Annotated in this window: 13 protein-coding genes; 5 read left to right on the top strand and 8 right to left on the bottom strand. The window is 69.2% G+C overall.

Features of this window, described 5'->3' with window-relative positions; genetic code table 11:
- From ACZK39_RS15650 to ACZK39_RS15630, 5 genes are all read left to right on the top strand, one after another.
- A partial coding sequence (locus ACZK39_RS15650; protein ID WP_463613868.1) for a YHS domain-containing protein occupies positions 1 to 656 on the top strand: 656 nt, incomplete at its 5' end.
- Between the two features lie 29 nt (positions 657 to 685).
- Positions 686 to 964, top strand: coding sequence for a metal-sensitive transcriptional regulator (locus ACZK39_RS15645; protein ID WP_463613867.1), 279 nt, complete (start codon positions 686 to 688; stop codon positions 962 to 964).
- A gap of 94 nt (positions 965 to 1,058) precedes the next feature.
- Positions 1,059 to 1,313, top strand: coding sequence for a hypothetical protein (locus tag ACZK39_RS15640; RefSeq protein WP_463613866.1), 255 nt, complete (start codon positions 1,059 to 1,061; stop codon positions 1,311 to 1,313).
- 208 nt (positions 1,314 to 1,521) lie between these two features.
- Positions 1,522 to 2,451 (top strand): PfkB family carbohydrate kinase, encoded by a 930-nt coding sequence (locus ACZK39_RS15635; protein ID WP_463613865.1) that lies wholly within the window; start codon positions 1,522 to 1,524, stop codon positions 2,449 to 2,451.
- A gap of 359 nt (positions 2,452 to 2,810) precedes the next feature.
- Positions 2,811 to 3,044 (top strand): hypothetical protein, encoded by a 234-nt coding sequence (locus tag ACZK39_RS15630; protein WP_463613864.1) that lies wholly within the window; start codon positions 2,811 to 2,813, stop codon positions 3,042 to 3,044.
- A 29-nt stretch (positions 3,045 to 3,073) separates the two neighbouring features.
- On the opposite strand, the gene ACZK39_RS15625 is transcribed toward ACZK39_RS15630, so the two are convergent.
- From ACZK39_RS15625 to ACZK39_RS15590, 8 genes are all read right to left on the bottom strand, one after another.
- Positions 3,074 to 3,634 (bottom strand): hypothetical protein, encoded by a 561-nt coding sequence (locus ACZK39_RS15625; RefSeq protein WP_463613863.1) that lies wholly within the window; start codon positions 3,632 to 3,634, stop codon positions 3,074 to 3,076.
- 15 nt (positions 3,635 to 3,649) lie between these two features.
- Positions 3,650 to 5,083, bottom strand: coding sequence for a type IV secretory system conjugative DNA transfer family protein (locus tag ACZK39_RS15620; protein ID WP_463613862.1), 1,434 nt, complete (start codon positions 5,081 to 5,083; stop codon positions 3,650 to 3,652).
- Positions 5,080 to 5,520 carry a hypothetical protein gene (locus ACZK39_RS15615; protein WP_463613861.1) on the bottom strand — a complete coding sequence of 147 codons (441 nt, stop codon included), beginning with the start codon at positions 5,518 to 5,520 and terminating at the stop codon, positions 5,080 to 5,082. Before ACZK39_RS15615 ends, ACZK39_RS15620 begins: the two co-directional genes overlap by 4 nt.
- A 252-nt stretch (positions 5,521 to 5,772) precedes the next feature.
- Positions 5,773 to 6,309, bottom strand: coding sequence for a hypothetical protein (locus ACZK39_RS15610; RefSeq protein ID WP_463613860.1), 537 nt, complete (start codon positions 6,307 to 6,309; stop codon positions 5,773 to 5,775).
- Positions 6,306 to 7,769 (bottom strand): M23 family metallopeptidase, encoded by a 1,464-nt coding sequence (locus tag ACZK39_RS15605; RefSeq protein WP_463613859.1) that lies wholly within the window; start codon positions 7,767 to 7,769, stop codon positions 6,306 to 6,308. Before ACZK39_RS15605 ends, ACZK39_RS15610 begins: the two co-directional genes overlap by 4 nt.
- On the bottom strand, positions 7,769 to 9,253 hold the full coding sequence (locus ACZK39_RS15600; RefSeq protein WP_463613858.1) for a putative type IV secretion/conjugal transfer ATPase: 1,485 nt from the start codon (positions 9,251 to 9,253) through the stop codon (positions 7,769 to 7,771). The genes ACZK39_RS15605 and ACZK39_RS15600 overlap by 1 nt, the downstream gene beginning before the upstream one ends.
- Entirely contained in the window at positions 9,253 to 10,758 is a 1,506-nt protein-coding gene (locus ACZK39_RS15595) for an SCO6880 family protein (protein ID WP_463613857.1), read from the bottom strand. Before ACZK39_RS15595 ends, ACZK39_RS15600 begins: the two co-directional genes overlap by 1 nt.
- Positions 10,739 to 12,226 carry a hypothetical protein gene (locus ACZK39_RS15590; RefSeq protein ID WP_463613856.1) on the bottom strand — a complete coding sequence of 496 codons (1,488 nt, stop codon included), beginning with the start codon at positions 12,224 to 12,226 and terminating at the stop codon, positions 10,739 to 10,741. The genes ACZK39_RS15595 and ACZK39_RS15590 overlap by 20 nt, the downstream gene beginning before the upstream one ends.
- Between the last annotated feature and the right edge of the window lie 3 nt (positions 12,227 to 12,229).

Genomic DNA, 12,229 nt, shown 5'->3' with positions numbered 1-12,229 from the left:
CCCCCGCCCTCGCGCAGGCAGACGTCGGCTCCGCGATCGGCACCGGCACCGACGTGGCCATCGAATCCTCCGACATCACCCTGATCTCCGGCGCCCTGTCAGGGGTGGTCACCGCCGTTGACCTGTCCCGGGCCACCATGCGCAACATCAAACAGAACCTGGTGTTCGCGTTCCTGTACAACACCCTCGGCATCCCCATCGCCGCCGGTCTGCTCTACCCCGTCTTCGGGATCCTGCTCAGCCCCATGGTCGCCGCCGCAGCCATGGCGCTGTCCTCACTGTCGGTGGTCACCAACGCCAACCGGCTCCGCCGCTGGGCACCACACCCCATCGACCAGACCCCCACCCTCGGCACCCCCGTCACTCCCGTCGTCGAGATCGGCGGCGAGACCCCCACCACCCAGCACCACACCACAGGAAAGGACACCCCCATGTTCGGCAAGAAGACCCCCGCCGCCACCCACATCGATCCCGTCTGCGGCATGAAGGTCAAGCCCGCCAGCGCGGCCGCCACCCGCACCATCGCGGGGACCACGATCTACTTCTGCTCCACCCACTGCGCCGAAGCCTTCGACGCGGACCCCGCCCGCTACGGACACCCCCAGATCGACGGCGAGCACCACCACGAGCCCACCCCCGCCCCGCACCACCACTAGGCGCCGAACCAGACCAGGTCCAGGACGACATGACCAGCAACCCACAGCGTCGGGAACTCATCGGCCAACTCGCGGTGATCGAGGGCCACATCCGTGGCATCGCCCGCATGGTCGACCAGGACGCCAACTGCATCGAGATCCTCACGCAGACCTCAGCAGTCACCGGATCGCTGCGCTCAGTCGCCCTGGACCTGGTCGACACCCACCTCCGCCACTGCCTCACCCAGGCCATCGACTCCCCCGACCCCGCCTACCGCGGCGCCAAGGTCGCCGAAGCCTCCACAGCCATCGCCCGCCTGGTCCGCTGAACCGTTCTTGATCAGAGGTTGACCAGCCGCGGACCGGATCTGAATCCGCCCCCGGCACAGTAGAAGTAGCACCCGCACGAGAGGAACCCGGCCCATGAGCCTCCACAGCCAACACCACCCCACCGACACAGGCCCCGACGCCCCACCCGCGGCCACCGGACCCGCCAAGCAGCACCAAGGCCATGGTGGCCACTTGTGGCACATGCTCCTGATGTGCCTACCGTTGATCGGGTTCGGCCTGTGGTCCCTGTTCAGCGGAGGCGGCGCAGGCGCCCTCATCGGAGGCCTCCTCTGCGCAGGCATGATGCTCTTCATGCACGGCCGCCCAGGCGCCGGGCACCGCCACTGAACTTGGCCGCGGCGGAGGCTCCGACCCCACCACACAAACCAAGCGAACGCCCAAGGCAAGGGGGGTACCAGTGACCAGAAGCGCCGCTCCCCACGGCATCCATCCGTCTGGTACCACGGCGGCACGACGACGGGACCTGCACACGGCATCTGTCCAGTCAGCCCACCCGTCCCAGGCGACCCCGCACGGAGAGCCTCCCTCGGCGATCGTGATCGGCGATCGGTGCATCGACCACAACACGGTGGGCAGGCAGGCCCTCGCCTCGACGTGGGGGTCACCGACCCTGTTCATCGCCCGGCACCTTCGACTGGAGCATGGGCTGCGCCCCGTGGTCAGCGGCCCCTATGCCTCGGATCTGCTTCCTTTCCTCGACGAGTTCGCCTGCGACCAGGGACCCTCCGGCCAGCGCTCCTTGTCCTACAGGAACGTGGTCGAGCCGACCAGGCGAACCGAGACCGACCACGTCACCGACCAGCAACGAGTCCAGTACTGGCGCCCCGCCGACCGCCCACTCCAGCCCATCGCGTGCCAGCCTCCCGGGGGGGCCTTCGACCTGCTCTACTTCTGCCCACTGGTCCCCGACCACGATCGAACCGACGACATCGAGACCATCGCCGCGGCACGCCAGGACAGACTCCCCGTCCGCGTGCTCCTGGCCCAAGGCCTGATGCGAACCAGCGGCCCCACGACCCACGACGTCTACCGGCAGGTGCTGCGTCGCGACATCGATGACGATGAGGCCGCGACGTGGTCCTGCTTCGACCTCGTCGTCTTCTCCGACGACGACCTGACCGACGCCCTCGCCAAGGCCACACGCTGGTCAGCAAACGACGCCGCGCGGGACACCGGCTTCGTGGTCACCCAAGGACCACGCGGCGCCACCCTCTGCCACCACGGCACCGCAACACATATCCTGACGCAACCAGTCGCCGACGAACTGGCCCCAGTCGGGGCCGGCGACGTCTTCGGTGCCACCGTGGGACTCGAGTTCCACGCGGCATACGTTGCCGAAGGCATGGACCGATCCGCGGCACTGCTGCGAGCGGTGGCCAGGGCCACCGAAGCGGCCTCGACATACGTCGGCGCAGGTAGAACCCCTACTGTCCCGGAGCCCGTCATTGTTAGGGGTTTGCGATGACATCCCTGTTCGGGGAGCTGCTGGTGACGACTCGTCGTCCGCGGGCAGCGCCCCGGCGGCGTTCGAGGGGCTGGGGCAGCAAGTGGACCCAGCGGTACCTCAACGCCTTCCCTACGGGGTGAAGGGGGGCAGCCGTCCGCGTGTAGGTCAGCCGGCGCGACAGGAATGGGCGGCGGTCCACGACCGTACGGTAGGCCTCGGCCATCGCGGATTGTCGCTGTGCGATCTTGTCGTGGCACCCCTCGGTCATGTGCTGCTAGCGCTTGCCGTCTCGGAGGTAGGCAGGCGAATCGCGACCCCTGTGTGTCGAGGACTCGTCTAGCGCTGAAGATGTCGGCACTGCTGCGTACCGTCCCACCATGACCATGAAGCGATCTGAGTTTGGGTCTCTCGGCGATCGTCTCGGACGAATGCCAAGGGTTCTCGACGATCAGTGGGTGCGTCATGTTTGGCTCGACAGCACCTGCCCTGCCTTGGTGGTTGACCGCCGCAAGACCGCCGGCCGCTGGGAAGGGCAGGTGGTGCGGGTCGAGGACGGTGAGTTACTGGTGGGCTGGGTCAGCGGCGACAGGATCTCCACCATCGAGCTATAGCCCTCTCCCCTCAGCGCGACCGAACGCCTCTAGAGGGCCCTGAGGGTGACCGTCTCTTCACCGTCGTCGGAGGTCAGGTCGCAATCGTCCCGAAACAGCCGAAGGCGCCGGGCTGCGGCGTCGTCGTTGGTGTGGCGGGTGTGGGCGGCTCGGCCGGGCCAGGGTTGGTGCTTCTCCTCGCAGGCGCGGCGCTGGTCGCGTGTCCGGTCGAGGTAACCGGGCAGGGCGTAGCGGTGCCACTCCTCCAACGGCAGCGGCCCGGTGGCTTCGCCGGCCTGGAATCTTAGGAACGCCAGGGTGCCGAGTTCCCGGACCAGGGGTGGGTGCTCGGGCCAGCAGGCGGGGGTGTGGTCGGCGGAGTACCAGGCGTGCTGCGCGTTGAGCCAGACGACGAACTCGTCGAGCCACGTCCAGCAGTCCCAGCGGAGATCCGGGTCGGCGATGGTGGTGAGGTCCCAGATCCTGGGCAGGATCTCACCTGTGGCCATGATCTCCTCAGCGGCCTCTCCCCCGCGGGCGAAAGCTGCAAGGTCGATGTAGGCGGCGAGCATGCGCTGTGTGAGATCGGGAAACGGCAGTAGCTGAGCCATAGCGATTCAGGTCCTTCAGTCGGTGAGGCCGAGTTGGCGGGCGTAGGAGTGCGCCATGGCGGTTCTCTCCCCCGGGCTCATCAGGCGGGCGTCGGGGGTGTTGGTGATGAGCCGGCGTGCTGCGTGCTGCTGGTCGAGGAGGCGTTTGCCGGGTTTGCCGTCGATGGCGCGGTGGAGGGTGGCGAGGATCGGCTTCCCGTTCTCCGCCACCACCAGCGCGGTGCGGGTGGGCAGTTCGCGGAGTTGTTCGGGTCGGATGACGGGGGTGTCTTCGCCGTGGGTGGAGATCGAGCCATGCTGACCGCGCTGTTGATTCCGTCGGGTGATCCGGCGGGTGCCGAGGAGGTCGCTGATCTCGCGGTTGAACCCGGCGTCTTTGGAGCCGCCGAAGATGATCAGGCTGTTGGTGAGGTCCTTGATCGCGCGGGCCTGCTGCTCGCCGAAGATGCGGGTCAGCTGGGCCCAGGTTTGGGAGGCCCAGATGAACGAGATCCCCAACGCCCGCTCGTTCGCCATCCTGGTCGCCAGCGTCGGCAGTGGTGCGGTGGAGGGGAGTTCGTCGAGGCAGGCCAGCATCGGCGGACACAGCCGGCCGAACCCGCTCTCGTTCGCGAGCTGGAGGGCCGTGTCGAGGACGTGCTCGGCGACGGCCGTCATGAGCGGTGAGGCGGACACGTAGGGGTCTTCGCGGCCGAGCAGGTAGATGGTGCCGTCTCTGCGGATGAGGTCGGCGATGTCGACGGCGGGGCGGCCGTCGCTGGGCACGCAGCGTTCGCGTCGGTCCTTCGTCGCGAAGAGGGCCAGTGCTTGGTCGACGGTGGATTTGGTGTTGCCGGCGGTGCGTTCGTCGGTGTTGCTGACGGCGCCGGCGAGGAGGCCGGACCAGTTCGGCTCTGCCATCGGGTGCGAGCGCAGGATCTCTGAGGGGAGGGTGGCGGTGCGGGGGTTGGCGGACCATTCGAGGATGTCGTTGAGTGTGTAGCCGGCCAGGGCTGCGGCGTGGAGGTAGCACTGGATGACTTTCGCGGCTTCGGCGGCGTAGAAGCGGGCGGCGGAGTCGGCCCCGTCTCCCCCACTGCCGAGGGTGCCGGCACAGAACGCCTTGGCGCGCTTTTCCGCCACCGTCGCGTCGACGCAGCCGTCGATCGGGTCCCAGATCAACTCCGGCAACCCTGGCGCGGCGCCGAACGGGTCCAGCACCGCCACCGGGCCGCGGGCTTGGCGGGCGGCGAGGGTGAGGAGGAGGTCGTCGGGTTTGGTGAGGGTCACCAGCGCGGCGCCGGGGGCCTGGAGGAGGGCGGGGGTGAGGATGTCGAGGGTCTTGCCAGAGCCCTGGGGGCCGATGACGCCGGCGGTACGGTCCCACGGCTGCCACAAGGAGACCCCCAGCGGCACCTTGCTGGTCCCGATCCGCCACCCCACCGCTGTCGGCTCAAACCGGCCCCTCATCGCCGGTGACTCTTTCGGTACAGGTCGGGGCGGATCACGGCACGGTTGGCGCGGAGCCGGCCCAGCCCAAGGAGCTGTTCCGCCTGTCCGGTGGTCGCCATCCCCTTGAATCGGCGGCCTGCCGTGACCCGAATCGCAATGACTATGGCGGCGGTGAGGCCGGCGATGAACAGCGCTGCGGCGATCGCCCACGCAACCCAGACGGCGGCGGCGCCTTGCGTGGTGAGGCCGGCGTGGAGGTTGCCGGTGAGAATGCCCCAGCTGCTGGTGAACAGCGCGGCCGACGGTGGCCAGTGCCACCCGGCCCCGGCGACGGCGAGGGTGAGACTGCGGCCCGCCTGGACGGCGACCACCCCGAGGAGGGCGACGGTGGTGAGGGCGCCGACGGCGGGTTCCCAGGTCCAGGCGTAGCCGTCGTCGTGCTGCGAATCTGTCATACCCCTGAAGAACCCGGACGAGACCGGTCCACAGCGTGAGCACAACAGACAGGAAGGATTGTTCGTGGGCTGGGGTGCACGGAAGCCTCCGGCTATGGGGGGTCGCTGGAGGCTTCCGCTGGATGGTGTCGATGGACGTCGACACCGATTTGGGTGTGGTTCCGGACACTACCCGGCTGGGGCAAATCGTGGATACCTACCATCGGCTGCCGTTCCAGGCGCGCCGCCCCGCTGTTCCGATGGGTGGGCTTGTCAGGTGGTGATGGCGATGGCGATCCAGCCATGCGTGCTGTCGGGGTCGAGGATCAGGGTGACGTCGATAACGACGCCGGTGTCGAGGCGGTGGCGGGTGGTGATCTGCATCGGATCGGCTTCGACGACATGGGCTGGGCCGTGCTGGGTGCCGGCGGCGGGGGTGAAGCGGGGGTCGTCGAAGGCGGCGATCAGCGCCTCCGCCGCCACACCCTCGAGGCGCTCACGCCTCAGCTGCTGGTCGACGGTCAACCAGCCGGCGACGAACTCGCCGGCCGCGGTGACTGCGGCGACGATCTGGGCATCCTCGGGCGGGTCGTGGGGATGCGCGTCGGCCATCGGCGTGGTGGTGTCGAGTTCGTCGCCGCCCACCCAGCCCTCGGCCGGGCCGCTCTCCCCCACCACCACGGGCGAGGGAACCCGAACTGCGGTGGTCTCGACCGGGGTGGGTATCTGGTTCGGTGTGGAGCTGCAGCCGACGAGCAGCACTACGAGCCCCGTGACGGTGAGGAGGCGGGCGGCTGGGTATGGGGTCATGGGGTGAGCCCTCGGCTGCGGAACCAGCGGTCAGGGTCGGTGGGGATACCGCCGATACGGACTTCGAGGTGGAGGTGGGGGCCGGTCACGTTCCCCGTGGCGCCCACCTTTCCGATGACGGTGCCGGCGGTAACCCTCTGGCCGGCGGTGACGAGGATGGCGGATTGGTGGGCGTAATAGATGACGGTGCCGTCGGCGGTGGTGAGGGTGGTGAGGTTGCCGTAGACGCCGGCGACGCTGGCGCGGGTGATGGTGCCGTCGGTGACGGCTTTGATGGGTGTGCCGGTGGGGGCGGCGAAGTCCAGCCCGGTGTGGGCCTTCTTCCACCGGGGTCCTGTGTCGCCGAAGCGGGAGGTGAGGCGGTAGCGGTCGACGGGCAACACCACCGAACCTGATCCGAGGGTGGTGGTGCCGGTTCCTTGGGTGCCGTGGACGGAGATGTGGACGTGATCCAGATGCGCGGCGGACGGGTTGGGGCCGGTGTAGCAGGACGCGGCTTGACCGCAGCGTCGCCACCCTTCGTCGGCTCTGGCGGTGGACCAGAGGTGTTCGCGCCAGATCACATAGGTGACGCCGAGGGCGGTGGCGTTGGTGCGGGCCCATTCCGCGATCTCCGTGCCGAGAGCGATTCCGGCTGGGGAGAAGTAGTTGGGGATCATGACATCGACGGCGCGGCCGGAACCGTGATCTTTCGGGTCGCCGGGGCGGACGCCGAGCAGTGACCGGATCTGGGGCCAGCGGCTGTGGATGCAGCGCATCACGCGCAGGGCGTCGGGGGTTTGGCCCTGCTCAGAGGTCATTCCCGTCGGCGCACAGTCCAGGTCTCCGTCGACGGTTCCGCAGTTGGCGAGGCCGGCGGGCTGGCCGGCGAAGAGGGCGACGAGTGTGCGGGCCAGGCCTTCGTGCTTGGCGTAAGCGTCGGGGTAGGCCGATACCTGAACCTTCTGCGCCGCCTGGGCGACCGTGAGTTGCTGCCAACCGTCGATGTCTGTGAGGCCGGGGATGTGCCAGCCGGTGGTGGTGGTGTGGCCTTGGTAGAAGGTGCGGGCCTGGTAGGCGTCGTCGGCCAAGATGCGGAGGTTCTCGGCCTGGGTGGTGCCGTCGGCGTACCAGCCGACCAGGGAGCGTTGCTGAAACAGTCCGACGTCGCCATCGGAGTTGGGGGTGCGACTGGCGGGGTGGGCGCCGAGGGCGGATTCCTGCATCGCGGTGGCGATCCCGACCACCGCACCCGCCGCACCGACACCTGTCTCGAGCGCGGCGGCGTAGATGAGGGCGGCGCGGTTCATCTGCGACGCATCCAACTCGATGCTGGCGGGTGTGTCACCGGCCCAGCCTGCGCACGTGGCGCTGACGGTCTGCGTCTGAACCTGCGGCCCCGTCAGCGCCCCGGCGAACACCAGGATCGGCGCCAGCGGAACCGTCAACGCCGCTGCGATGACGGCCAAGGCCTTCCACATCAGGTCAGGAGTTTCTGGTTGGTGTCGGTCAAGGGCAGCTCGAGATCCGCGTGGAGGGTCAGCGCGACCTTGTGGAGGCGTGGACCCACCGCGATGAGGGCTCGGCCCTTGCCGCCCATGGCCCAGCCGGTGACGATGTCGCGGGCGACCGGGCCGAGGTCGAGGAGCTGCTCCAGGTCGTCTGCGACCTCGGCGTCCTGGCCGAAGAGGACCTTGATGTCGCCGAGGTGGAGGAGGTCTTTGGCGATCTGCTGCGCCTGCGACCCGGCATGCCCCGCCCCCAGGTAGTCGGAGGGTTTGTGGGCGTTGGCGATCTCAATATCGCCGTGCGAGCGTGACAGGCGCAGATCTGCGTCGAAGGAGGAGACCGCGCCGGTGCCGAGGCGGAGTTGTCGCCAGACTTCGTCGCGGACGTTGATCCGCCGCCGGCCACTGACTTGGCGCATGGCGGTGCCCCAGGAGTTGAGACACATCAGCGCCATCCCGACGGCATCGTCACCCAACGGCATCAGTCGGGACAGCGATAGGGATTGGATCGGCGCGTTCCAGTCGATGGTGACGGTGGTGGGGGCGTCGAAGATCCCGGCGAACACGCCGGAGATGAGTTGCGCGACCGCGTCGCGCAGGAGGCGGGTGTCGTCGAGGAAGGTGTGCCGGTCCGGGTAGCGCAGCTCGGCGATCAGGTGGTCGCTGGGTGAGTGAAGTTGCTGCCAGACCTGCGGGATCACGATCGGCCGCAACGCTCGGGTGTCCGAACTGGTGTGGGTGAGTTCGTGGAGCACGGCCATGAGGACCTGCTCCTCCGTCGGCCCCACCGCAACCTTCCTATCCCCCACGCTCTGGGACCCGATCAACGACCTGAGCAGGACGAGCCAGCGTCCGAAGATGATCGCCTGACGCCGCTCCTGCTCGCCGCGGTCGAGCTGGCCCCAGCCTGTGGCCAGCGGTCCGGGGTCGAGGGGGTTGAGGCGGGTGGGCATGCCGGGGCCGATCGTGAAGGGTTCGACGCCGAAGTGGCGGCACATCAGCTCGTACTCGTCCTTCGGATCCCCCAGAATCAGGGCCTGGTAGCCGAACGCGAACATTCGGTTGAGGAACGCCTTCACCCACGCCGACTTCCCCCGCCCGGGTTTCCCGAACACGAAGATGTTGGGATTGGTGACCGGTATCGAGTCGTTGAGGACCCAGCCGTGAGGGTCGACATAGAAGGTGGCGCCGTTGCTCATGTCGGTACCCATCGCCGCCCCGGTCGGCGGCAAAGGGCTGCTCGTGAGGAAGGGCCAGAACACGCCGGCCTGGTCGGAGGTCATCTGGTACCGCTTCACTGCAGGCCGCGCCGCCACCCACCCCGCCCCCCTCGCCGGTCGGCCGCGCCACGGCGGGGCGGAGGTGAACTCGCGGGCCGGCCGCTCATCCACGGTGGCTGGTCTTGTGGGGAGGTCGTGGCCGAAGTCGGCGAGGAGGCGGTTGATGCTGCGGGCCATCACTGGTGCCTGGTGGTGAGGCTGACCCCGAGTGGGAGGGTGGCGGTGACGAACGCCAGGTCCTGGGACATGTCGAGTCGCTGCGGCGCCATGCCGCCGCGGCGGATCGCCGCATCCAACCGGCGGCCGAACTCAGCCACCGGAGCCGTCGCGGGGACGGTGACCGAGCAGAGGGCGTAGGGGTGACTCATGGTGGCGCCCATCGCGAGCTGCACCTCGACCCGGTCCAGTTTCGCCTGCCGGCGGTGGTCCTTGGCGCCGGTGCGGACCCCGAGCCGGTCCTTCAACCCCTGGCCGAGGCTCTGACCGAACTCCTGCTGCGCCGCCTTCCGATCCGCAGCGGATTGCTTCTCGATCGGGAACACGATCGCCACGCTGCGCCGCTCCACGGCTTCACTGGGGGCCAGGACGTGTCCCCAGCCGCCCATGGTCGCACCGCGCTCGGGCAGCTTCACCGTCGAGGTGACCGTCGCCCACGCATCATGCGCATAGTGCCTCACCGCCGCATACGCCTGCGAGGGTCCCGCCAACGCCCACGGCACCGAGGCGCACATCGTCGGATCGGTGGCTGCGTCGTGGGCGGCGGCGACGAGGCCGGCGCGGTCGCCGGGGGCGAACCCGAGCCGCACGACCTGCGCCAACTCTGGGGAGGTGAGCCATTCGATGTCGCGTGCGCCCATAGGGCCGGTGACCACTGCCCCGATCTCGGCCGCCAGCGAGAGGAGGGTGTTCATCCGCCCATCCGTGGCGCCGCCCATGTGGCGCGCCTCTCGGCTGAGGCGGTTGTCGGGGATGACGAGGGTGATGAAGGCTTCGGTGCGGACCCCTGCCTGGGACCAGCGCAGGTGCTCGATCTGCGTGGCCACCGACGTCACCGGCGCATCGGGGGTGATGTTGGCGCGCAGCCACAGTTCCCGCTCCGTGCAATCATCCGGTGTGGTGCGCACCATCAGGTGGATCTCGGAGATCAACTCCCCCCGGGCCGCGGTGTCCAGCAGTTCGGTCAGGCCGTCGGCGTACCGGTTGCACAGGGCGTCGGTGGCCATCGCGATCCCGTCATGCTCGATCCGGGCCGTGATCGCCCACGTCCTGGCCGCAGCATGTTTGATCACCGCCACCCGCCGCTGGGCGAGTCCGACCGGTGGGCCGTCGAGGACCTCGACCCCGGTCAGGGAGCCTGGCATGTCCAGCTCGCCGAGGTCCCGCAGTGTTCCGGTGGCAGCCCTCGACCGGAAGGTCAACCACCCGCTGAGGCCGGCGATAGCGAACGCGGCGGCGGCGGCGAGCCAGCCGACGGCCGGGCGGCCGCCGAGGGGGACGACGGTGAGGAACAGCAGCAGCAGCCACACCGGCACCCACATGATCCCGGCCAACCAGCGCTGGGAGCTGATCGCCATCCACGCCGGGAACGTCGCCACCGACAGGAACAGCAGCTGGGGGACGGTCAGGCCCCAGATCACGCCGGCCTTCGGGGTCGTGAACGCGTCAAAGGTTCTGGCCGCCATTGTGGTCCTCCGCTTCTCTCACAGCCACAGGAGGCTGCGCCGCACGCTGCGGCTGGGTCGATGTCGTCGTGGTGGCGACCTGCGCCGGATGAGGAGCGCGGCGGATGTCGCCGGCCGGGTCGTACGGGTAGGACGGGTCGCCAGCCCCCATGCCGGAGGTGGTGTCGTTGACCAGGCCGGTGGCGCGGGCGCCGACCTGCTGGAAACCGTCGACGAGCTTCTTCGCGCCGAGGATCACCCCGGCCGCCACCACACCCACCGGACCCGCCACCGCACCCACACCAGCAGCAGCGCCGCCGGCCGCTCCCCCACCAGCTGCAGCGCCCGCGCCGGCTGCAGCTCCCCCAGCAACACCAGCGGAGCCGCCCGCGGCTCCCCCGGCGGCTCCACCGGCTCCGCCGCCGCCGGCGCCCGCTGCGGCGGGGCTGAGGCTGGAGCTCTGCGCCGCGGCGGCACGGCTCGCCGTGGCTGACTCGCCCGCACCAGCAACTCCCCCACCCCCAGAGCCTCCGCTGCTGCGGGTCACGGCGGTGTGGGCGTAGCCGGCGGCCGAGGAGGCGCCGGTGGTGCCGGCGAGGCCGGCGCGGAACGAGGCGCCGCTGGTGGTGCCCGGATCCACGAACGCCAACAACCGGAACAGAGCCACCGGCGACAGGGCGGCCACCGCGATCATCACCACCGATGGCAACGCCAGAGCGACGGCCTCCTGGCCGGAGTCCTCCATTCCGAGGGAGACGCCGGTGGCCAGCTGTACCCCCAACCCGAGCATCAACGTCATCAACAAGGGCGCGATGGCGGCGGCATGGAACCAGCGAAACGCCTTCCAAAACCACGATTCGAACGGCTTGAACATCAGTCCGGCCGCGGCGATCGGTGCGGTGGCGGCGATCACGATCAGCGACACCGCCCGGCCCAGCATCACCACCAGATGCGCCAACGCGGCCAGCCACAACACCAACCCCAGCAACATGAGCACGGTGGCGGTGGTGCCGGTCATCACCCCTTCGGTGAAGTCCAGACCGGCAGGCTCCCAGTCGGCCAGATCCGCTGTGCCCAGCAACTGGATCCGCAGCGCCGTGTTGAGGCCCTCCACGGCGGTGACCAGGGCGGCGCCGTAGGTGTACCAGAGGGTGCACACCAGCAGGAACTTCACCGCGCCGAAGAGGGCGCCGCCAAGGGAGAGGGCGTCTCGGCGGAGCACGGTGCCGACCAGCTGCACGATCAACAGCATCAGCGCCAACGAGAGGCCGAGCCAGAGGGTGAGGCCGTAGACCGACCACAGCGCCGAGGAGGACCCATCAGGGTTGAGGTTGGGGGTGAGGAACCAGTCCCCCAGCTGCAGGATCGCGCGCATCACCCACAGCCCGGCGCCCCACACCGCCATGCAGATCGCCACCCACGCATCCACCACAATCTGACCCCCAGCCGCGGCCAGATCACCGAACAACTCCCCGATCTGCTCCCACATGGC

Source organism: Tessaracoccus luoxuelianae (assembly GCF_055326245.1).
Note: the sequence above shows the minus strand (reverse complement) of the source record. Positions and strands in the feature narration are given on the sequence as shown.